Annotated in this window: 18 protein-coding genes; 17 read left to right on the top strand and 1 reads right to left on the bottom strand. The window is 55.1% G+C overall.

What is annotated here, in order from left to right:
• Positions 1-8 precede the first annotated feature (8 nt).
• The 8 genes from HC231_RS14535 (at position 9) to HC231_RS14500 (ending at position 7,002) form a co-directional block, all read left to right on the top strand.
• Entirely contained in the window at positions 9-1,172 is a 1,164-nt protein-coding gene (locus tag HC231_RS14535; protein WP_208227329.1) for an acyl-CoA dehydrogenase family protein, read from the top strand.
• Positions 1,169-1,885: an acyl-CoA dehydrogenase family protein gene (locus HC231_RS14530; RefSeq protein ID WP_208227328.1), complete on the top strand. Its 717-nt coding sequence runs from the start codon at positions 1,169-1,171 to the stop codon at positions 1,883-1,885. The genes HC231_RS14535 and HC231_RS14530 overlap by 4 nt, the downstream gene beginning before the upstream one ends.
• Positions 1,792-2,304 (top strand): acyl-CoA dehydrogenase family protein, encoded by a 513-nt coding sequence (locus HC231_RS14525; protein ID WP_208227327.1) that lies wholly within the window; start codon positions 1,792-1,794, stop codon positions 2,302-2,304. Before HC231_RS14530 ends, HC231_RS14525 begins: the two co-directional genes overlap by 94 nt.
• Positions 2,305-2,349: 45 nt before the next feature.
• Entirely contained in the window at positions 2,350-3,129 is a 780-nt protein-coding gene (locus tag HC231_RS14520) for an electron transfer flavoprotein subunit beta/FixA family protein (protein ID WP_208227326.1), read from the top strand.
• A 16-nt stretch (positions 3,130-3,145) separates the two neighbouring features.
• Positions 3,146-4,069 carry an electron transfer flavoprotein subunit alpha/FixB family protein gene (locus HC231_RS14515; RefSeq protein ID WP_208227325.1) on the top strand — a complete coding sequence of 308 codons (924 nt, stop codon included), beginning with the start codon at positions 3,146-3,148 and terminating at the stop codon, positions 4,067-4,069.
• A 7-nt stretch (positions 4,070-4,076) separates the two neighbouring features.
• Positions 4,077-5,357, top strand: a complete 1,281-nt coding sequence (locus tag HC231_RS14510) for an FAD-dependent oxidoreductase (RefSeq protein ID WP_208227324.1) — start codon at positions 4,077-4,079, stop codon at positions 5,355-5,357.
• Positions 5,354-5,644 carry a ferredoxin family protein gene (locus HC231_RS14505; RefSeq protein ID WP_208227323.1) on the top strand — a complete coding sequence of 97 codons (291 nt, stop codon included), beginning with the start codon at positions 5,354-5,356 and terminating at the stop codon, positions 5,642-5,644. Before HC231_RS14510 ends, HC231_RS14505 begins: the two co-directional genes overlap by 4 nt.
• A 182-nt stretch (positions 5,645-5,826) precedes the next feature.
• Positions 5,827-7,002, top strand: coding sequence for an acetyl-CoA C-acetyltransferase (locus HC231_RS14500; protein ID WP_208227322.1), 1,176 nt, complete (start codon positions 5,827-5,829; stop codon positions 7,000-7,002).
• Positions 7,003-7,134: 132 nt separating this feature from the next.
• Here the strand turns inward: HC231_RS14500 and HC231_RS24145 are convergent, their stop codons facing one another.
• Positions 7,135-7,257, bottom strand: coding sequence for a hypothetical protein (locus HC231_RS24145; RefSeq protein ID WP_281397326.1), 123 nt, complete (start codon positions 7,255-7,257; stop codon positions 7,135-7,137).
• Here HC231_RS24145 and HC231_RS14495 point away from each other — a divergent pair.
• The 9 genes from HC231_RS14495 to HC231_RS14455 all read left to right on the top strand — a co-directional run bounded on the left by HC231_RS14495 (position 7,249) and on the right by HC231_RS14455 (position 21,872).
• Complete coding sequence (locus HC231_RS14495) at positions 7,249-8,163, top strand: 3-hydroxybutyryl-CoA dehydrogenase (protein WP_208227321.1); 915 nt, start codon at positions 7,249-7,251, stop codon at positions 8,161-8,163. The two genes, HC231_RS24145 and HC231_RS14495, sit on opposite strands and share 9 nt — an antisense overlap.
• A gap of 31 nt (positions 8,164-8,194) precedes the next feature.
• The gene (locus HC231_RS14490) at positions 8,195-8,998 is read left to right on the top strand and encodes an enoyl-CoA hydratase (RefSeq protein WP_208227320.1); all 804 of its coding nucleotides are present in this window, start codon (positions 8,195-8,197) and stop codon (positions 8,996-8,998) included.
• A gap of 527 nt (positions 8,999-9,525) precedes the next feature.
• Positions 9,526-10,320, top strand: a complete 795-nt coding sequence (locus tag HC231_RS14485; RefSeq protein ID WP_208227319.1) for an IclR family transcriptional regulator — start codon at positions 9,526-9,528, stop codon at positions 10,318-10,320.
• A 13-nt stretch (positions 10,321-10,333) separates the two neighbouring features.
• Complete coding sequence (locus HC231_RS14480) at positions 10,334-11,305, top strand: 2-dehydro-3-deoxygalactonokinase (RefSeq protein ID WP_208227318.1); 972 nt, start codon at positions 10,334-10,336, stop codon at positions 11,303-11,305.
• 138 nt (positions 11,306-11,443) lie between these two features.
• Positions 11,444-11,971, top strand: coding sequence for a beta/alpha barrel domain-containing protein (locus HC231_RS14475; protein WP_246494511.1), 528 nt, complete (start codon positions 11,444-11,446; stop codon positions 11,969-11,971).
• A gap of 30 nt (positions 11,972-12,001) precedes the next feature.
• The gene (locus tag HC231_RS14470) at positions 12,002-12,973 is read left to right on the top strand and encodes a tripartite tricarboxylate transporter substrate binding protein (protein WP_208227317.1); all 972 of its coding nucleotides are present in this window, start codon (positions 12,002-12,004) and stop codon (positions 12,971-12,973) included.
• A gap of 131 nt (positions 12,974-13,104) precedes the next feature.
• The gene (locus HC231_RS14465; RefSeq protein WP_208227316.1) at positions 13,105-13,635 is read left to right on the top strand and encodes a tripartite tricarboxylate transporter TctB family protein; all 531 of its coding nucleotides are present in this window, start codon (positions 13,105-13,107) and stop codon (positions 13,633-13,635) included.
• A gap of 157 nt (positions 13,636-13,792) precedes the next feature.
• Entirely contained in the window at positions 13,793-15,172 is a 1,380-nt protein-coding gene (locus HC231_RS14460; protein WP_246494509.1) for a tripartite tricarboxylate transporter permease, read from the top strand.
• Positions 15,173-15,992: 820 nt separating this feature from the next.
• Entirely contained in the window at positions 15,993-21,872 is a 5,880-nt protein-coding gene (locus tag HC231_RS14455; RefSeq protein ID WP_208227315.1) for a DUF3320 domain-containing protein, read from the top strand.
• Positions 21,873-21,886: the final 14 nt, after the last annotated feature.

Here is a 21,886-nt window from a genome sequence, read left to right as displayed (position 1 = left end):
TAAAAGACGTGGCGATCCTAAATCCAGAACAAGAGAAAATAAAGCAGGCAACAAGGCGTTTCGTTGCGGAATATATTACACCAAGGGCGGCGGAGTTCGATCGGAGCGGCGAGTTTCCCCCTTATCTACTCGATGCTGCGCGGGAGAGCAAGGTCTTTGCCATGGCAGTACCGAAAGAGTACGGCGGCCTGGATTATGACTCAGTGACCCAGGCGTTGGTGCTTGAGGAGTGGGGATACGGCTGCGCCGGCATGGGGACCACGCTGGCGGCCAGTATTCTTAGCATGGATTCGGTGCTGGTGGCCGGCACCGATGAGCAGAAACGGCGTTACTTCACGCCGATGCTTTCGGCCGAGCTCGGCGCTTTCGGTTTGACCGAACCCGGCGCCGGTTCGGACGCCGGTTCCGGCAAGACTACGGCGATCAGGTCCGGCGACGAATATGTGATCAACGGTTCGAAGTGCTGGATCACCAACGGCGCCATCGCCACGGTTTACGTGATCTTCGCTCTGACCGATCCGGCCAAGGGCGTGAAAGGATTGAGCGCATTTATCGTTGAGCGCGATCGTCCGGGCTTCACCATCGGCACCATCGACCACAAACTCGGCATCCGCAGTTCGAATACCTCGGAACTGCTGCTGAAAGACGTACGCGTTCCCGCCGCCAATCTGCTGGGTAAAGAAGGCGAAGGCATGAAGATCGCCATGAAGACCCTCGATCTGGCCCGTCCGGCCATTGCCGCCCTGAGCGTCGGTCTGGCCCAGCGCGCCCTCGACGAATGCGTCAACTATCTGCGCCAACGCTTCCCGGACAAAATGCAGCCGGGGCAGACGCTACAGTTCAAACTGGCCGATATGGCCATCCAGGTGGAAGCCGCGCGCGAAACGCTGCATCACACGATGCAATTGCGCGATAGCGGACAGCCGTTTTCCAAAGAGTCGGCGATTTCCAAGACCTTCTGTTCGGACGTGGCGATGCGTGTTACCGCACAGGCGGTGAGTCTGGCCGGCTCCTACGGCTACACGTCGGCGTTGGGGAAATATATGCGCGATTCGAAAATCATGCAGATCTATGAGGGCACCAATCAGATCCAGCGTTTGGTGATTTCCCGTGCGGTTCTCGCCCCCGCTCCGGCGGCGGCCCCAGCCCCAGCTCAGAAGGTAGGTGCATGATGAATTTCGAATTGAACGAAGAGCAACGTCTTATCGGGCAAAGCGCCCGCGAGTTCGCCAAGGAGTATTTGGATCCTATCGCCGCCGAGTTGGACCACGGCGGAGAGTATCCCAAGGAGATCATCGATCGGTTGGCGGGATATGACTTCCTGGGGCTGTTGCTGCCGGAAACGGCGGGCGGCGCCAACGCCGGCGCTGTCGCTTATATCGAGGTGATCGAAGGGATTTCCGAGTCCTGCGCGGCGGTGGCGACAATCCTGAACAACCATACCCTGGGCGCGCTTGCCATCGCCGAATGGGGGAGCGAGACGCAGAAGGGTGATTACCTGCCGCCGTTGGCCAAGGGGGAGCGTCTGGCTACTCCGGCTATCTATGAAAACGGCCCGGCGCCGGGGATCGGCGCCGATGCTCTGCTCGCTTCGCGTCAGGGCGGCAACTATGTGCTGAATGGCGTCAAGACTTTTGTGCGCAACGCCGGCGTTGCCGATCTGTATGTGGTTTTCGCAACCCTTGAGCCGGCGGCGGACAAGAAGGCGTTCAGCGTCTTCCTGGTGGATGGCCGGACTCCCGGTTTGAAGGTGGGCCCCGCCTGGAAACCATGGGCCTTAACGGATGTCCGGTGGCTCATATCACCTTCGACAACGTCACGCTGCCCGCAGCGGCGCTGTTGGGCGGCGAACATGGCGGCTCCGCCATCGCGCAATCGCTTCTGACCAAGGCTTCGGTGTTTGAAGCGGCGCAGACCGTCGGCATCGGCAAAGCGGCGGTTAAACATGCCGCTGAATATGCCAAACAGCGTGTTCAGTTCGGACGTCCCATCGCTGCGCTACAGGCGATCCAAACGTTGTTGGCCGAAACCGCCTCCAACTGCCATCTCGCCTGGCTGGGGGTGCAACGGACCGCCCAATTGATTGAAGACGGCGAACCGTTCGAAACCGATGCGGCGATGGTCAAAGCGTTTCTTGCCCGTTTCGGTTCGCAAATGCTGATCGATAGCTGTCAGGTTGAAGGTGGTTTCGGTTATAGCGAATTTATGCCGCTGCCGCGTATGTTCCGCGACATTGCGGGAACCACTCTGCTCGATGCTCCTGCCGATTTCCCCGACAAGATCATCGCGGACTCCATCGCTTAATCGATATTAACCCGGTCAGAAAACACGTCAACGGAGCGATAAAAAATGCCCAAGTTTTTGGTTTTGTACAAGTGGACTCTCAATGAGCAGGACATCAAGATCAGGCCGGATGACCTAAGCCTGGATGCCAGCCGCGCCAAAGGCAAAATAAGCGACTTCGATCGCAATGCGATTGAAGAGGCGGCGCAGATCGTCGAAGCGCAAGGCGGTAGCGTCGACGTTCTGACCTACGGCGCCGAGTCGCTTAAGTCATCCCTGAAAGATGTCCTTTCCCGCGGCGCCGATAAGGCCTATTGGATAGCCGACGCCTCCGCCGAAACGGCCGACGCGACGGTGACCGCCAAGGTTTTGGCGGCCGCCATCCGCAAGATCGGCCCTTACGACATTATCCTGACCGGCGAAGGCAGCTCGGATCAGTTTAATCAGCAAACGGCGCCTCGTCTGGCGGCGCTTCTCGGCCTGCCTTGTCTGACCCTTATTCACAAGCTGGATGTGGACGGCGAGACGGTCAGCGTAACGCGTAAATTGACCGATTGCACCGAACAGGTGACGGTCAACGGGCCGGTGGTGATCAGCGTGCTGTCCGATATCAATAAACCGCGTATTCCCGGTCTGAAACAGGTTTTGGGCGCGGCCAAGAAACCAAACGAAGAGATAGCGCTGGACTCTCTCGGCCTGTCGCCGGCGGATCTGCAACCGAAGGCGGTTCGCCGTTCGGTCAAGGGCTTCGTAATGACCCGCAAGAATGTGGTTTTCAAAGACGCCGACCCGGCGGATGCCGTTGGCAAGTTGGTGACCAGTCTGGTCTCCGAAGGTCTTATATAGAAGAGCGATAACGAATATGACTGGAATTTTCCTCTTTTCTGAAGTCCCCCCGCTGGCTAAGCAACTGTTGACGCCGGCGCTGGAACTGAAGCGTTCACTAGGGCAACCGATCACGGCGCTGGTTCTTGATGCCGCCAATGCCGACGAATTGGCGAAGCTGGGGGCCGACCGAGTCTTGGTTTTACAATCCGCTTCGGGGTGGGTTGAAGGGCTTGGCGACGCGGTTTATGAACTCGTCAAGGATGACGCCACGGTGTTGCTGGTGGGCGGAACGCTGCGCGGCAAGCATCTCGCCGCTCATGTCGCCGCCAAACTTGATGCCGGGCTGTCCACCGACGCCAAATCCCTGGCCATCGAAGATGGCAAACTGGTGACGTCGCGCATTCTGTATGCCGGATTGGCGGTCGTCGAGGAGGAACTGACGTTCCCCGCCGTCGCCACCATTCCGCCGCGCAGTTTCCCGGTACCGGGCGCCGCGGCGGAGGCCGGCAGCGTCGAACCGGCCCCCGTCGCCGACGACGGGCGGGTGACGATCGCCGCGACGACGCCGACCGAAAGTTCGGGCGTCGATATTTCAGCCGCCAACAAGCTGGTGTCGGTCGGCCGGGGATTCGCCGCGAAAGACGATCTGCAGCTCGCCGAGCGCCTGGCCGCCAAGCTGAAAGGCGAAGTCTCCTGTACGCGGGGGATTGCCGAGGATGAGCATTGGCTGCCTATCGAACGCTACATCGGCATCAGCGGTCAGACCGTGAAGCCCGACCTTTATCTTGCCGTCGGCTTGTCCGGCCAGGTGCAGCACATGGTCGGCGCGCGCGAATCGAAGGTCATTGTGGCCATCAACAATGACGAACGGGCGCCGATTTTCGAGGCCGCCGATTACGGAATCGTCGGCGACCTTTATACCGTGCTGCCGTTGCTGACCACGGCAATCGATAACTGAGGCGACGATGTCAGAAGATAAGTTCGATGCGATCGTGGTGGGAGCCGGCCCGGCGGGGTCGGCTTGCGCCTATACCCTGGCGAAGGAGGGACGCAGCGTCCTCCTGCTTGAACGCGGCGACGCTCCCGGCGCCAAGAATGTATCCGGCGGACGTCTTTATACCTATGCGTTGGAGCTGGTGGAACCCGGTTTGTACGAACGCGCGCCCCTGCAACGCAAGATCATTCGCGAACAGGTCATGTTGCTGAACGACCGGAGCGCCACCACCGTCGACTATTTCGATCCGAGTTTCGGCGCCGAAGTCCCGCAGTCCTATTCGGTGGTTCGCGCCGATCTGGATGAATGGTTCGCCGGCGAGGCGGAAGCCCAGGGCGCCATGCTGGCCGCCGGCGTTCTGGTGGACGACTTGGTTGAGGAGGGCGGGCGGATCGTCGGGATTCGAACCGGTGAAGACGAGATGCGGGCCGATGTAGTGGTGGCCGCCGACGGCGTCAATTCGCTGCTCGGCCAGAAGGCCGGGCTGTTCCCCGACGTCAAGCCGCACGCCGTTGGGGTCGGCGTCAAAGAGACCATCGAACTGCCCGACAACCTGATCAGCGCCCGTTTCGGCGTCAAGGATGGCGAAGGCGCCGCGCGCGTGGCGATCGGCTGCACGGACGGTATTTCGGGCGGCGGCTTTCTTTACACCAATAAAGGCAGCATTTCCCTGGGCATCGTTTTTAATCCCGAACAGGCGGGCCGGCAGCAACGCCATATCCAGGATATTCTCCAGGATTTTAAAATGCATCCGGCGATCCTGTCCCTGATCGACGGCGGCACCAGCATCGAATACGGCGCGCATCTGGTTCCCGAAATCGGCTTCCACGGCATTCCCAAGCGGCTGGCCCGCGAGGGGTTGGTGGTGGTGGGCGATGCGGCTCAATTCGGCATTAATACCGGGGTGACCATTCGCGGCATGGATTTGGCGATCGTCAGCGGTCTGGCGGCCGCGCGGGCCATCATCGCGGCCAAACAGCCGGCCGATGTGGAGCGGCTTTATCAGCAGCAGTTGGAGGAGTTGCTGTTGATCGCCAATCAGAAGGCTTACCAAAACTTTCACGGCATTTTCGAAATCCCGCGAATTTTCCGCGAGTATCCCAATCTTGCCAACGACGCCATGCGCTTCATGTTCAGCGTCGACGGCAAAACGCCCAAGCCGATGTTCAAGGGAATAATGGAATCAATTAAACGCAATGTCTCGTTCGGCCGGTTGGCGGTCGACTGCTGGAAAATATACAGGCACCTATGACGATCAAACGATTAAGCCCGGAAGACCTTCTCGCCCTCGATAGATTCGGGGTCGACGAAGGCAACCCTCATATTCTCGTCGACAAGGTGATTTGCGCAACGTGCAAGGGACGGGTTTGTCTGGTCGTTTGTCCCGCCCGTTGCTATCGGTTGAAAGACGGTGAGGTTAATTTCGAATATGCCGGATGCCTGGAATGCGGCACTTGCCGCATCATGTGCAGCGACGGCGGCGTCACCAGTTGGAATTATCCCCGCGTATCTTTTGGCGTCACCTTCCGCAGCAGCTGATCGGTTGAGGCGGGGGAGTATGAATCTTTGCGGCCGGCCTGCTCACGACGGGGAAGGCCGGTTAACGAATACGACGACAAGGAAATGCTTCGGCGGACGCTGAGGGCTACCGGATTGCCCCGACCAGGTTCCTATTCTGTCCCTCGATGCATGGCTCAACGGTAAAAAATGGAGGCAATAACATGACCAATATCGTCATCGCCAGCGCCGTTCGAACCCCTATAGGCGCGTTTCTGGGGAGCTTGAGTTCGCTTCCCGCCCATGCGCTGGGGACTCTCGTGGTTCGTGAGGCGCTATTGCGCGCCGGGACGCAGCCGGAAGAAGTTACCGAGGTCATTCTCGGTCAAGTGTTAACCGCGGGACTGGGCCAAAATGATGCCCGTCAGACAGCCATTGCCGCCGGTATTCCGCAAGAAAAAACCGCTTTCGGCATTAATCAAGTGTGCGGTTCAGGGCTGCGCTCGGTGGTGCTCGGTTATCAGGCCATCGGGATGGGCGACGCCGACATCATGGTGGTCGGCGGTCAGGAGAGCATGAGTCAGTCAGCCCACGCTTCCTTTTTACGCGCCGGCGTCAAAATGGGATCGACGCAGGTGGTTGATACCATGCTCAAGGATGGTCTGACCGATGCGTTCCATGATTATCCCATGGGCGTTACCGCTGAAAACATTGCCAAACAGTGGCGGTTGACCCGCGAACAACAAGATACTTTTGCCGCCGCTTCGCAGCAAAAGGCGGAAATTGCCATCAGGGAGGGTAAATTTGCGGACGAGATCGTCCCGGTGACGGTTCCCGGCCGCAAAGGCGATGTGGTGGTGGATCGCGATGAGTTCCCCAGGTTCGGCACCACCGTGGAAACATTGGCGAAACTCAAGCCCGCTTTCGTCAAGGACGGAACGGTGACGGCGGGCAATGCGTCAGGCATCAATGACGGCGCCGCCGCTCTGGTATTGATGACGGAGGAGAATGCCGCCAGACGGGGCATTACGCCTTTGGCCCGCATCGTGTCGTGGGGAACCGCCGGCACCGATCCCTCCATTATGGGAACCGGGCCGATTCCCGCCAGCCGATTAGCCTTGAGCAAGGCCCGCTGGTCGGTAGCGGATCTTGACCTGATAGAAGCCAACGAGGCCTTCGCCGCCCAGGCGCTGGCCGTTAATCAGGAAATGGGATGGGACACGGATAAAGTCAATGTCAATGGCGGCGCTATCGCACTGGGTCATCCCATCGGCGCTTCGGGAGCGCGCATCCTTGTCACCCTGGTTCATGAAATGCGCCGGCGCAGAGCGCGCAAGGGACTGGCTACGCTGTGTATCGGCGGGGGCATGGGAATCGCTATCTGCGTCGAGGCGCTTTGATTGAACCTATACGCATACGCCACGGCCGCCCGATGGACTCGGAGTGCGGCCGCGGCTGAACAAGTACGACGCATTGGGTAAACGACAGTCGTGCTTGAGCATGCGCCATATCGTCACGCGCGTCATAGGGCGTCAATTTTCATTGTCGTTGATGGCCAACCACAGATTGACGGCCAACAACAAAATGACGCGAAAAATATGGAAAGCCAGCCGTTGCTGGCGGTGAACGATAGGAGAGTAATAGTCATGACACACGTAAGCAATTCCTCTGTTGCATTAAACTCGGCTCATATTGGATCCATTGGCGTTATCGGCGCGGGGCAGATGGGCATCGGCATTGCCCAGGTCGCTGCCGTCAGCGGCTTTCAGGTGCGGCTGTTGGATATCAGAGAAGATCTTGTCAAAAAGGGCGTGGCTTCTATTGAGCAAAACCTTGAAAAACAGGTTAGCCGCGGTAAATTGTCGTCCGAAGCCAAAACAGCGGCGCTGGCCGAGATCTCTACCAGCACCGACTACAACATTTTCTCGGATACCGATCTGGTGATCGAGGCGGCTTCGGAAAATGAAAGCATCAAGAAAGCGATCTTCGCCAAACTTTGCTTGGCGCTGCGGCCCGACGCGCTCATCGCCTCAAATACCTCATCGCTGTCGATCACCCGTCTGGCGTCGGCAACCGATCGCCCCTCGCAATTTATCGGCATGCACTTTATGAATCCCGTTCCGGTGATGGCCCTGGTGGAGATCATTCGCGGTATCGCCACCACCTCAGAAACCTACTCCGCCATCCTCGATTTAGTCGGACGATTGGGCAAGACGGCCGTCAGCGTCGAGGATTTTCCCGGATTTGCCGTCAATCGCATCTTGCTGCCGATGATTAATGAGGCGATTTACACCCTCTATGAGGGCGTTGCATCGGTCGGCGATATCGACAATGCCATGAAACTGGGAGCCAACCAGCCGATGGGGCCGTTCGAACTGGCTGATTTCATCGGCCTCGATACCTGTTTGGCGATTATGCAAGTGCTGCATCACGAATTCGCCGACTGCAAATACCGCCCATGCCCGCTGTTGGTAAAATATGTCGAGGCAGGTTGGCTCGGACGTAAAGCGGGGCGTGGTTTTTACGACTATTCCGGCGAGAAGCCGGAACCGACGCGCTAGATATCACCTATTAACAATGGAGAATCATGTTATGGACTACGAAAATCTACTTGTTGAAATCAAAGGCCATGTCGCCCTAATCCGTTTAAATCGGCCAAAGGCGCTGAATGCTCTGTCGAGCCCCCTGATTGCGGAATTAGTAACGGCGCTTGATCGCTTTGAATCCGATGATGAAATCGGCGCCATTGTTATTACCGGCGACGAGAAGGCTTTCGCCGCCGGCGCCGATATCAAAGAGATGATGGATAAAACCTTCACTGAATGTTATGTAACTGATTTTATTACAAAATGCTATGATAAAGACCACTTCACCGAAGGCTGGGAAGTCGTCTCCAAAGTCAGAAAGCCGGTAATCGCCGCCGTAGCCGGATATGCGCTCGGCGGCGGCTGTGAGATGGCAATGATGTGTGATGTCATCCTGGCCGCCGATACCGCCAAATTCGGGCAGCCGGAAATCACGTTGGGCATCATTCCAGGGGCCGGTGGAACGCAACGCCTGACCCGTTTTATTGGCAAACCCAAAGCCATGGAGATGGTGCTTACCGGCCGGGTTATGGACGCGGCCGAGGCGGAACGTTGCGGCTTAGTGAGCCGCGTTGTGCCGGCCAAAGAGTTGCTTGACGAAGCCCTCAAGGTCGCCGAATGCATCGCCGCGAAGAGCCGTCCTGCGGTGCTTGCCGCTAAAGAGTCGGTTAATCGCGCCTACGAAAGCTCTTTGGCCGAAGGTTCGCGCTTCGAAAGACGCATGTTTCACGCCCTGTTCGCTACCGAAGATCAAAAGGAGGGCATGGCCGCTTTCCGGGAAAAGCGCCGGCCGAATTTCAAGAATCGGTGATATTTGCATTAATCATGGGGCGTTCAATTTATCGCTGCGGTGGGGCTAATTTCTGAAAGGCGTTATCCGGGAGATCGATAACGAGGAATCACTTCACTGCGGGTGCGGAAACCGTTTGTTCCCAAACGCCCCTATAACGAACCCATAATCCCTGCGGGCTGGCACATTCACGCCCAAACAATGGCCCGCAACGAGTTTCCCGCCACTCAATCGAACCTCCTGCTTTGAATCGTCCTGCAATGCCGTGTACGCCATCCGTTGCGGTACGGCATGTGGTTCCAGCCGAACTTTTTCCCCTTGCGAAAGCGCACATCTTTTGGCGATGGAGATTGCCATCTTTCAGTTCTTTCAACGGCAGTTTTTTCAGACGGGCCTTGAGAGATGCATCCCTTCTATTAAATGGAAAAAATCCCTATATATGGGACGAATGACCACATTGTAGAGTTCTGCGGGGCGCATCACAAAAGGACACCGCATACCTGTGCTAAAAATGACCACAATTCATATTTGGTTACAGGGGAAGGACGATGAAATCGGATAGCGCTGCGGGACCCAGTGGTGTTCAGACGCTGCTAAGAGGGTTATCGGTTATTGATGCCGTGGCCGCTGGTCATCGTGATTTGAAATCCATCGGCGCTTATGTCGGCACTTCGCGCAGCACCACACACCGCCTGGTCAACGCGCTGGTCGAGGAGAACCTATTAAGGCTGGTGGATAAGGACGGATATTATCTCGGCCCGAAATTAATCGAGCTCGGCACCCGTTCCCTCAACGCCTATCCGCTGAGGATCGCCGCCAGACCTACCCTGGAGGCGTTGGCGCAACTGACCCAGGATACGGTGCATCTCGCCATCAGGGAAGGCAACGACTTGCTGTACATCGATAAGATCCCCGGCATGCGCGGGCTGGAAATGCGCTCTCGCGTCGGACAGCGCATGCCGCTGTCATCCACAGGCCTTGGCAAGTCGCTCCTCCTCGACGATGGCCCGGAGGAATGGAAAGCCATTTTTCAGGTTAATCAGCCGTCGTGCGACGCAGCGCGGTTTATCCAGGTGATGACTAAATACGCCCAGGGGGGGTATTCGTTCGATTTGGAAGAAAATGAATTCACCATCCGCTGCGTCGCCGCGCCGGTGCGGGACGCTTCCAATCGAATTGTCGCCGCCATTTCCGTCGCCAGTATCGCGCCTTATATGCCAGACAGCCGCATGAGCGAACTCATTAATATCGTTAAAGGCCATGCCGACGCCATTTCCAGCGAAATGGGGTGGAGCAGGGCGTTGTTCAACATGCGCAGTCGGGCGCAGGCAGGGAAAAAATAACAAGGTGGATACGATGACAACACTAATCGCGCTGGATTGGGGAACTTCTATGCTACGCGCCTGCCGCCTGGGGAAAAACGGCGTCGTTCTGGAAAAAAGGACGCTGCCGTACGGGGTGGCGAAGCTGCCGTCGCCGGTCGCCAACCGGGAAGAGGCTTTTCTTCAGGCTTATACCCAGGCGTGCGGCGACTGGCTGCGGGAAACGCCGGCGTGTCCGGTGCTGGCCTGCGGCATGATCGGCAGCGCCCAGGGCTGGCGTCAGGCTCCCTATATTGAAGCGCCCTGCGATATCCGGCAGCTGGCCCGGCAGTTGATCCGTATCGAAACCGGCCCGGATCGCGCTTTTTCCATCGTACCCGGCGTATGGCAAGACGGCGATCTGCCTGAGGTGATGCGCGGCGAAGAGACGCAGATAGCCGGCGCGTTGCAGCATGACGAACAATTGCGTTCGGCGATGGCGCGGCAGGGAAAAGCGCTGATCGCGCTGCCGGGAACCCACTCCAAGTGGGTCGAAGTGACGCAAAACCGGATCACGCACATCCAGACTTTTATGACCGGCGATCTTTACGATGCGCTGACGCACCACACCATTCTGGCCGCCACGATACAGCCTTCTGAACAGCCGGACTGGGACGCGTTCGACCAGGGAGTGGCGGTCGCGCAGCGATACAGACAATCCGCCGGTTTGCTCGGCACGCTGTTTTCGGTGCGCAGCCGCCTGCTGTGCAAGCATATCAACGCGCGACAGCAGGCCGACTATCTTTCCGGCCTGGTGCTGGGCAGTGAATTATTGGCGGTACTGTCCAGGCTGACGCCAGAACCGGGCCAGGATATACCGCTCACTTTCATCGGTTCAGAAACGCTGTGCCAGCGTTATATCCGGGCGCTGACCTGCCTGGAGTGTCCTTATCCGGTTCATATTTCCGACGGCGCGACGGAGAGGGGGCTGTGGTTTATCGCCAGCTTGGCGGGCCTGCTCGACTAACGCCGTTTTTTCGCCAATACCAGGGGATTTAACAATGGATTTTTTAACAACATTAAGGCAAACGGGACTGATTGCCATCCTTCGGGGATCACTCCCGATGAGGTTGAGGATGTCGGGCGCCGGCTGTATCTGGCGGGGGTGCGCATCATTGAAATACCGTTAAACTCGCCCGATCCGCTGCTCAGCATTGCCCGTCTGCGGCAGAGCCTGCCGCAGGATTGCCGGGTGGGCGCCGGAACGGTTATGTCGGATAGCGATGTCCGCTCGGTAAAGCAGCACCAGGGGGAAATCATCATATCGCCGCATACCGATCCGGCCATTATTCAGGAAACCCGAAAACAGGGTTTGATTAGTCTGCCCGGCGCGGCCACGCCAAGCGAAGCCTTTAGCGCGTTGTCCCACGGCGCGCACGGCATCAAGATTTTTCCCGCCGAGGCGGCTTCTCCGCTGACGCTGAAGGCATGGCGGGCGGTGATACCCGCCGAGATCCCCTGCTGCCAGTCGGCGGGATCACTCCCGAATCCCTATCCGGCTGGCTGGCGGCCGGCGCCAGCGGTTTTGGCATTGGAGGCATGCTCTATAAACCCGGCATGCCGCCTGAGAGCGTCGGAGAGCGCGCCGCCGCTTTTGTGCGGGCCTGGCGAAATTCGTCGCATAACTAAATAAATAACTATACCTCTGTACCTGGAGTGCAATATGAAAACTCATAATCGTTTGCCCCACGCATTGGCCGGATTCCTGGCCGCCTGCTCGCTTCTGTCCGCCGCGCCTGCGTCGGCTGCCGATTATCCGGTCCGGCAGATAGAAATGGTCGTTCCCTACAGCGCCGGCGGCGGCACCGATCTGGTCGCCCGTTCGTTCGCCGATGTAGCGAAAGAATATTTGCCCAGGGCTATCGGCATCGTCAACAAGCCCGGCGGCGGCGGGGCGGTGGGCTTCTCCGAACTGGTCGCGGCCCGTCCGGACGGCTACAAAATCGGCCTCGGCACCGCCGAGATCACCATGTTGCCGCACATGGGACTGGTCAATTTCAATGCCGACGACTTCGCCGCCATCGCGTTGTTGAACGCCGATCCGGGCGCCATCACGGTGAAAAGCGACGCGCCATGGAATACCTTCGCGGAATTTATGGAATACGCCAAGGCCAATCCGGGCAAAATACGCATCGGCAATTCCGGTTCCGGCGCCATCTGGCATCTGGCCGCGGAAGCGCTCAGCGATAAAACCGGCGCGAAGTTCAACAACATCCCTTATGACGGCGCCGCGCCGGCCATTACCGCGCTTCTGGGCGGGCATATCGAAGCGGTGAGCGTCAGCGCCGCGGAAGTGTCCACGCACGTGGCGGCAGGAAGCGTGAAAATTCTCGGCATCATGGCCGATGAACGCTTACCCGCCTTCAAAGACGTACCCACGCTGAAAGAAAACGGCGTCGATCTGTCCATCGGCACCTGGCGGGGCATTCTCGTTCCGAAGAAAACCCCGCAGGACGTTCAGGCGGTGCTGGCGGAAACCGCGCGCAAGGTGGCGGAAAACCCCAGGTTCGCCGAATCGCTGGGCCGCATTAATCTGAACTTCGATTATCGCAACGCGGAGGAGTTTCAGCAGTTGATCGACCGTGACAACCGTTATTTCAAAGAGTTGATGACCAAAGTCGGTCTGGCGCAGTAATTCGTGAAGGAACGGCGTGCCGGGGGCAACCCCGGCGCTAGGATTTTTCACCCGGTTTCCCAGAGAGGGCGGCGATGCGCTATCCCGCTCTCAGACTGCCGCAGAAACCTTTTGCATCAGAGAATATGAATATGGCTCATCAACCGAAAGCGCCGGATACCTCAGTACCGGATAACGCGCGTAAAATTGAAATCGTCATCGGCATGGTTCTGATCCTGGTATCGCTGGCCGCCATCGTCGCCACCCTGAAATTTCCGGCTTCGCGTTTGGCGACCGATATCGGGCCTGCGCGCTTTCCGGTATTTTATTCCGTGGTGCTGATACTGCTCGCGTTATTACTGATTTTTAATAACCTGTCCGTTATCAGGCGCAATAAACGCGCCGGCATCACGATTTCAACCCCGCCTCCGCCCGACGGTGTGGATATTCGGCACGGGAAAACCATCCTGGGCATCCTGGCGTCCTTTGCCTGTTTCTTCGGCATGTATTATGTCGGCTATATCGTTTCCATGATCCCTTATCTGATCTTCCTGATGTGGCTCATGGCGTTCAAACACAGGATATGGAATCCCGTCATCGCTATTTTTATTACGGGATTGACCTACGCGATTTTCTATCTTGGCCTTAATGTGGCCGTCCCCGTCGGTCTGCTGTTCGAATAAACGGCAAGGCGGCGTAAAGAGGTAACGATATGCAAGAACTATCCATGCTTGCAGATGGCTTCATCGCATTATTCAATCACCCTACGGCGCTGTTGCTGTCCGTTTTCGGCGTGTTTCTCGGCATTATGGTGGGGCGCTGCCCGGCCTCACCGCCACTATGGGGGTGGCCATTCTGCTGCCGTTTACCTTTGGCATGGATCCGGTAACCGGCCTGCTGATGATTAGCGGGGTATTTTTCGGCGGCGTGTACGGCGGTTCCATCATCGCCATTTTGCTGAGAATTCCAGGGACGCCCGCCGCCGCCGCCACGGCGATCGACGGTTATGAACTGACCAAACGGGGTGAGGGCGGCAGCGCGCTGGGCATCGCCATCATCTCTTCCACCGTCGGCGGCATCATCAGCGTTCTGGTGCTGGTTTTCCTCGCGCCGCTGCTCGCGCAGGTCGCCTTGAAGTTCAGCGCCGCGGAAAATTTCGCGCTGGCGATTTTCGGCCTGAGCATTATTTCCAGCATCGCCGGCAAATCCATGATCAAAGGGATTATCGCCGGTTTCATCGGCTTGCTCATCGCAACCGTCGGGCTTGATCCCATGACCGGGTTTCCACGTTTCACCGCCGGTATGCCGGAGTTGATGAACGTGCCCTTTATTCCAGTGATGATCGGCCTGTTCGCCGCGTCCGAGGCGTTTAAAGGCATGGCGGAAACCGATTTAGTCAAGAAGAGCGCCGTGGCGATTGGCAGCGTGATCCCCACCAAAGCCACCATCAAGCGCTGTCTGGGCACCATCCTGCGTTCGTCGGGCATCGGCGTTTTCATCGGCACCATACCCGGCGTCGGCGCGGAGATCGGGGCTTTCGTCGCCTATAACGAGGCCAAGCGTTTCAGCAAAACCCCGGAAAACTTCGGCAAAGGCGAAATCACCGCCGTCGCCGCCTGCGAGTCCGGCGCGAACGGCTGTACCGGCGGCGCAATGTTGCCGATGATGACGTTGGGGATCCCCGGCGACGCGGTCACCGCCATCATGCTGGGCGCCATGACGCTACAGGGGCTACAGCCGGGACCGATGCTGTTCAAAGAACATGGCGATATGGTGTTCACCATTTTCGCCGGCATGCTGTTCTGCTACGTCGTCATGCTGATCATGGGGCTGGGTTCGCTGAAGCTGATTGTGAAGATGCTGCAAATTCCGAAACCTGTCCTCACGCCGCTGATCATGGCGCTATCCATCATCGGCACTTACGCCATCAACAATAGCATCTTCGATATTGGTATTATGCTGGCGGCCGGCGTCGCGGGCTACGTGATGGCCAGATTCGAATTCCCGCCGTCGCCGGTCGTACTGGCGCTCATTCTGGGGCCGATGGCGGAAAGCAACTTCCGCCGGGCGATGTCGATATCCAACGGCAGCATGGATTTTCTCTACACCCATCCCATCACCGCCGTTCTGCTGGGGCTGGCGGCGTTCACTCTGCTGTATCCGATCATCCGCAGCATAATCAGGCACTTTAAATCTTCCGCTGACCGTGTCGCCGGATAAACGCAGGGGGGAGGGCGATACATTTCGCATTAGCCGGTTACGGCGCCTTTGGCCGGCTCTCTCGCGCCGCTGCGCATTCACGACGGCTCGGCAAGGGCGCTGGATGTGAGCTTGCCGGCGAATGGGGCAGGGCGTTACAGACGCGCTACGGGGCCGGCGGCTGGCCGGCTTCTAGCGCTTTAATGATTGCCGCTGCTAATGGCTAGCACCGAAACCTATCTCCCCAGCAAGCTGAACCAATATTAAAGTGTTATCGGACTGAACCTGCTCCGGTAGACGATCCCGCCCTATAGTTGGATTGAAAGCATCGATAATGCTTTTCCGTATGGGGTGCTGCGTTAGTCGTATTCCATAGATCCCTGTATGCATTAGTTTTACGCGTTATCTAATCGCATTCCCAAATATTGTTTGGAAAAAACTAAATTATTAATATTTTTTATTGTTTCAATACCATCCTGATGTGATGGTCTTTTATGGAAAGATATTTTTATCAATCATATACGAATAATATATTGGGGTTTTATTTCGCAGTCCTAAAATTAATTGCATCTATAGATTAGTCGCGCTTTATCATTTAAGGTATCAAAAACTAAGACTATTCTTAAGGTGTTTCTCTAGGTGGTGGATTTTGCATGTTGTTGCTGCTCATTTGTTGCCCTTTGCACTAATGTCCAGCGATCAGACTGTGCAACTTGGCTTTGCAATTTTTGACTTCTCGTTGTAGCAACTCATCGCACTACCCCTTATGACTGTTCTAGAAGCCCGGTAGTCAAAATTATTTAAATATTAGAAGGATTTTCCTCTAAGGAGATGCGTTTTTATGAGTATCAACGCGCAGGTGAGTATCGCGCGCAAACTGGGATTCACTTCCCACCAGAATGCGGTTCCGCTATTACGTGAGCTTGTCTTGCATAACGAATCAGATCAAATCTTTCAAGATCTAACGTTGCATCTGCAGACAACACCGGCAGTGCTGGAAGCGAAGCAATGGAATATTGACCGCCTGCTTCCTGGTTCATCTCTCGATATTCGTGAGCGCGATGTAAATATCAATGCGGAATGGTTGGCTGAACTTACTGAAAGTGTGGTTTGTGAAGTCACGTTAAGTTTGCGGCAGGGTGACGAAGAACTTCTCACCCTTAATTATCCCCTAGAGGCGCTAGCGAAAAATGAGTGGGGTGGCAATGCAATGTTTGAACTGTTGCCCTCTTTCATTATGCCAAATGATCCTGCTGTAGATCGTCTCCTCAAAGCTACATCAGACGTTCTGCGCAGTGCCGGGAAAAACGATGCGTTGGATGGTTACGAAAGCCAGTCCAGAACACGCGTATGGGAGATTGCTTCTGCGCTATGGACTGCGGTTTGTAACTTGAGCATCAGCTATGCACTGCCTCCCGCCAGCTTTGAGCGGAACGGTCAGAAAATTCGTACACCGGGCGCCATTCTAGAAGGTAAAGTCGCCACCTGCCTGGATACAACGTTATTATTTGCCTCCGCTCTGGAACAAATTGGACTCAACGCTTTGGTATTCCTTAGCGAAGGACATGCTTTCGCTGGTTTCTGGCTTCAACCGCAGGAGTTTTCACAATTAGTAACTGAAGACGTGTCTTCGGTTCGTAAGCGCGTCGATTTGAAAGAAATGGTGGTGTTTGAAACGACGCTGGTCACTAAAGCTCATCCACCTTCATTCACTCAGGCTTTTGAGGAAGCGTTAAAGCATCTTACGGAGGAAGAGTTTCATGCAGCCATTGATGCTCGCCGCGCGCGGATGCAAAAGATTCGCCCCCTGGCACTGGGAATTACCCGCTTAGAAAGCCAGTCAGATTCATCACCGGATGTTCGGCATGGTTTTGAAGATGCTCCTGTACTCCCTTCTTTTGAACTTGATATTGAGATTGAAGGTGAGAGCGAAGCAACTAGTCGTCTGGTACATTGGCAGCGCAAACTGCTTGATTTGACGACCCGCAACCGGCTACTGCACTTACCTGAGAGTGCCAAAGGTATCCGGCTGATATGTTCTAATCCCGGCTACCTGGAAGACAAGCTGGCAGAAGGCAAACGAATCCGTATTGTCTCATTGCCTGATCTCGAATTGGGCGGACGTGATGCTGAATTATATCGTCAGCAGACAAATGAAAATCTCCGGGAGGAATATGCCCAACAGGCTCTGGATCGTGGTGAAGTTGTGTCACCGCTTGAAAAAGATCGTCTGGAATCAGCGCTTATTGATTTGTATCGTAAGTCAAAGAGCGATCTAGAAGAAGGGGGAGCAAACACCCTCTTTCTTGCGGTTGGTTTCCTGAAGTGGAAAAAATCAGCTGAAGATCCAAAGAGTTATTCAGCACCTCTTATTCTTTTGCCAATTCAGCTTGACCGTAAAAGTGCGCTTTCTGGCGTGACCATGCGTTTGCTGGAAGAGGAACCCCGCTTCAACCTCACCTTACTTGAGTTGTTGCGCAATGATTTTGCACTGACGATCAATGGTCTTGATGGTGAGTTGCCCACAGATGAAAGTGGCATTGATGTGGATGGTATCTGGAATATAGTGCGCCGCGCTGTACGGGATATGTCTGGTTTTGAGGTCATACGTGACGTCGTGATTGGTACCTTTTCTTTTGCCAAGTATCTGATGTGGAAAGATCTCATCGACAGGGCGCCACAACTGATGCAAAGTCCTCTGGTGAAATACCTCATTGAACGTGGTCAGAAAGATGCTGTTCTTGAGAAGAGCGGAGAAATAGTTGAGGTTGATAAACTTGATGATGCTGTAAACATTCAGGATCTTTTCCTGCCATTACCCGCAGACTCCTCGCAAATTGCCGCTGTAGTGACTTCCGCCAAAGGCCGTGATTTTGTCTTGGATGGGCCGCCGGGCACCGGTAAATCTCAGACAATTGCCAACATGATTGCACATAATCTAGCGCTGGGAAGACGTGTATTGTTTGTTGCCGAGAAGAAAGCGGCACTTGATGTGGTCTATCGCAGACTTGAATCTCAGGGACTGGGCGAGTTTTGTCTGGAGTTGCATTCCAGTAAAACGTCAAAAATGGATTTCCTCAAGCAACTGGAACGGGCATGGGATGCCCGAGATATGCTCACCACCAGTGAGTGGGAAGAGGAAGCAGGCAAGGTGCAACGGCTGCGTGACAGGTTAAATGAGGTTGTCCGTTTACTACATCTGCGTTGGCCAAATGGTCTGACGCTCCATCAGGCGATGGGACGCGTCATCAGAGATGCCGGTACGGCAACGCCTCAGTTCACATGGGCTGCAGGCACTCTGCATACCTCCGTACAAATGACAGAGTTCAGGGAAATTGCCAAACGTCTTGAACTCAATCGTGATGCTTTTAAACAACATGGCACCCATTTTGGGATCATTAACCAGACTGACTGGACGAATGGCTGGCAATCGTCGCTGATTGCTGAAGCACAGGCAATCCCGGGGAAAATTGAGAATCTGGAAAAAGCCGCCGGGGAATTACTTAAAGCGACGGGAATCCCCCTGGATTCAAACGAGCCTGATAAGCTGGTTCAACTGATCTCACTTTGTGAATTATTGTCTAAAGTGGTCGGTATCGATCTGAGTTTTATGTTTGCCCCGGATGCAGCAGCCCGAATTGAAGCTGCGGAAACGGCAATCAACCTTCTCAGCGAAATCGAATCTACTAGAGCACGATTGTCTGTTGCCTATCCCGGAAACAGTTGGCAGAACGTCAATGTTCAGCAGATCAATAGCTCACTTGAAAAGGCGGACAAAAAACTCTGGTTCTTCGCAACCAGTGCCCGTAAGAAAGTCGTTGGCGAGGTGGTTCGACAATATTTACTTAGCGCAACTCCCGACCTTTCTGCCGATCTTCCAGTTATTGAGAAGCTTCAAACACTGCACCAGAGGTTATCGGAGCTCACTCCTTCGACGGTGACTCTGCCGGGATGGAATGGGCTTGACACCGATCATTCTGTCTTACAGAACACTCTGGATTTAGCTGACGCCATTCGCTGTGCTCTGGTTGGTTTTGCCTCATCCCCTCAGCAGCTTGCAGAGATCCGCTCTGCGGTTAAAACGTTAGTTATTGATGCCAATGACCTGCTCGGATCGCAAAGCATTGTTGCTGTTCTAACCCAGAGTCTGCGTGCCTCTGTATCTAGTTTCAATGGAGCCAAAGCAAGATTCTGCACTTTGATCAAAGATCCGGAAAGCAACCTGTCGATACCAGTCTTACGAGATTGTGCATTGGGTATCATTCACCATCAATCTGCTCTGAAAGCCTGGAGTGACTGGAGCCGGGTTCGTGAAGAAGCCATTGGCCAGGGCTTATTGCCATTGATCAATGTTCTTATCCAACGTGACTCAAGTGATGTCAGCGCAGCAGATTTGTTTGAAACAGCGTATTGCCGATGGTTTGCCTCATGGATTATTGACTCAGAGCCTTTGCTGCATAATTTTGTGCCAGCTGAACATATGAGTGATATTGAGGCTTACCGCACTCAGACTGACCGCCTAGCCAGACTCACGGTTCGCTATATTCGTGCACGATTGTGCGGTGTGATACCTGCGAAAAATGAGGTCAGCAAGCAAGGCGGCTTTGTATTGCTCAAACATGAGTTGCAGAAGTCCCGGCGTCATAAGCCGATCCGCCAGATGGCCGCTGAAATGGGTGATGCTATGTCTAAGCTTGCGCCCTGCATGCTGATGAGTCCGCTTTCAGTTGCACAATTCCTGCCTTCGGAGCAGGCTCTGTTTGATCTGGTAATTTTTGATGAAGCATCACAGATATCCCCCTGGGATGCTATTGGTGCAATGGCTCGCGGTAAACAGGTTGTTATTGCAGGCGATCCGCGACAGATGCCGCCAACCAGCTTCTTCAATCGTGCGGCAAATGACACTGATGATGATACCGAAGAGGATATGGAAAGCATTCTTGATGAGTGCCTGGCCGCTGGCCTGTATAATCATAGCCTGAGCTGGCATTACCGAAGCCGCCACGAAAGCTTGATTACGTTCTCTAATCATCGGTATTACGACAGCAATCTGATCACCTTCCCTGCATCTGAGACAAAGCAAAGTGCTGTTCAGTGGCGAAAAGTTGCGGGGCTCTACTCCAAAGGTAAGGGACGCCATAACCAGGCAGAAGCAGAGGCGATGGTTGATGAAACCGTAAAACGCCTGACGGATAAAACCTTTATAGCGTCCGGCAAATCGATCGGCATTATTACGCTGAATACGGAACAGCAAAAACTGATTAATGATCTGCTGGATCGTGCCCGACAGCAGCATCCCGAAATTGAGCCATTCTTCCAGTTTGAGTTGGAAGAACCTGTTGTGGTTAAAAATCTTGAAACCGTTCAGGGGGATGAGCGAGATTTGATTATGCTTGGCATTGGATATGGTCCGACAGAGCCAGGCGCTAATACCATGTCGATGAACTTCGGACCACTGAATCGTGATGGTGGATGGCGTCGTCTCAATGTTGCCGTCACCCGCGCGCGTCAGGAAATGATGGTATTCAGCTCTTTTGATCCCTCCTTTATCGATCTTAATCGCACAAGTGCGCGAGCGGTTGCCGACCTTAAACACTTTATCGAATTTGCCCAGCGCGGCCCGATGGCTTTGGCGCAGGCGGTTCGTGGTTCGGTAGGAGGTTATGACTCACCATTCGAGGAGGCTGTAGCAAATGGGCTAAGAAGGAGAGGTTGGCAAGTTGTTCCGCAGATTGGAGTGTCACGTTTCCGCATTGATTTGGGGATCGTCCATCCGGATAAACCCGGAGACTATCTTGTGGGGATTGAATGCGACGGGGCTACCTACCATAGCGCAGCCACTGCACGTGACCGTGATAAAGTCCGCAGCGCGATTCTGCAGGGGTTGGGCTGGAAACTTCTTCGCTTATGGTCAACAGAATGGTGGATTGATAAGGAAGGTGCGTTAGAAAGGCTGGATATAGCGATTAATGGCCTGTTGGAGGAATCCAGAGCAGCCGAAGCCGCAATTGCTGAAACAGAAGAGCAGGCACTTATAGCCACTGCAGAAAACAGCACTATAGAAGTGAGCGAGGGACAAGCCTCTACGCTGGTGGCTAATGATGAGGAAATATCAGCGCCAGTTGAGAGCATCGAACCAGTTGTCCACTCAGTAGCAACGGAAGATAAGGCAGTGGATTCATTGCCGGAACTGAAGTATGCCTATTCAGCGGTATCTGAGGCAGCCCAACCTGCAAACGCAGGCAAATATGTCGTGAATGAATTGAAGGAGTGGCTCGGCAAAACTAATCCAGAGAAGTTCTATGTCGTAGAGTACGATGAGACGCTAAAGGCTCTCATTGCAGAAGTGGTTAATGCAGAGTCCCCTCTCCTGGATACCACACTGGTGCAGCGTATAGCACGTGCTCATGGATTTAACCGTACAGGTAGGCTGATTCGCGAGCGTGTTATGGAGATTGTGGATCAAAACTATCATGTAGCTACGGATCATTCTGGCGAGGATTTTATCTGGTTGTCGGAAGTTCAAAGAGCAGGTTGGAATTCATTCCGTTTGCCTGCTACGGATCATGATGTTCGTCAGGTTGATGCTATTCCAAGTGAAGAGTTGCGAGCATTGGCTTCAAGTATTGATGGGGAAAATAAAATCTCAGAAATGGCAAGGTCACTGGGTATTAAACGTCTGACCAGCCAGGCGAGACAAAGACTGGAATTAGTTCTCTAAATAAAACAAAACGG

This window comes from Brenneria izadpanahii (assembly GCF_017569925.1).
GTDB lineage: Bacteria > Pseudomonadota > Gammaproteobacteria > Enterobacterales > Enterobacteriaceae > Brenneria > Brenneria izadpanahii.
Note: the sequence above shows the minus strand (reverse complement) of the source record. Positions and strands in the feature narration are given on the sequence as shown.

Excerpts from the sequence above, each read along its gene's own strand:
- HC231_RS14530 (WP_208227328.1), top strand. The coding sequence starts at position 1,169 with ATGATGAATTTCGAATTGAACGAAGAGCAACGTCTTATCGGGCAAAGC.
- HC231_RS14520 (WP_208227326.1), top strand. The coding sequence starts at position 2,350 with ATGCCCAAGTTTTTGGTTTTGTACAAGTGGACTCTCAATGAGCAGGAC.
- HC231_RS14515 (WP_208227325.1), top strand. The coding sequence starts at position 3,146 with ATGACTGGAATTTTCCTCTTTTCTGAAGTCCCCCCGCTGGCTAAGCAA.
- HC231_RS14510 (WP_208227324.1), top strand. The coding sequence starts at position 4,077 with ATGTCAGAAGATAAGTTCGATGCGATCGTGGTGGGAGCCGGCCCGGCG.
- HC231_RS14505 (WP_208227323.1), top strand. The coding sequence starts at position 5,354 with ATGACGATCAAACGATTAAGCCCGGAAGACCTTCTCGCCCTCGATAGA.
- HC231_RS14500 (WP_208227322.1), top strand. The coding sequence starts at position 5,827 with ATGACCAATATCGTCATCGCCAGCGCCGTTCGAACCCCTATAGGCGCG.
- HC231_RS14495 (WP_208227321.1), top strand. The coding sequence starts at position 7,249 with ATGACACACGTAAGCAATTCCTCTGTTGCATTAAACTCGGCTCATATT.
- HC231_RS14490 (WP_208227320.1), top strand. The coding sequence starts at position 8,195 with ATGGACTACGAAAATCTACTTGTTGAAATCAAAGGCCATGTCGCCCTA.
- HC231_RS14485 (WP_208227319.1), top strand. The coding sequence starts at position 9,526 with ATGAAATCGGATAGCGCTGCGGGACCCAGTGGTGTTCAGACGCTGCTA.
- HC231_RS14480 (WP_208227318.1), top strand. The coding sequence starts at position 10,334 with ATGACAACACTAATCGCGCTGGATTGGGGAACTTCTATGCTACGCGCC.
- HC231_RS14470 (WP_208227317.1), top strand. The coding sequence starts at position 12,002 with ATGAAAACTCATAATCGTTTGCCCCACGCATTGGCCGGATTCCTGGCC.
- HC231_RS14465 (WP_208227316.1), top strand. The coding sequence starts at position 13,105 with ATGGCTCATCAACCGAAAGCGCCGGATACCTCAGTACCGGATAACGCG.
- HC231_RS14460 (WP_246494509.1), top strand. The coding sequence starts at position 13,793 with ATGGGGGTGGCCATTCTGCTGCCGTTTACCTTTGGCATGGATCCGGTA.
- HC231_RS14455 (WP_208227315.1), top strand. The coding sequence starts at position 15,993 with ATGAGTATCAACGCGCAGGTGAGTATCGCGCGCAAACTGGGATTCACT.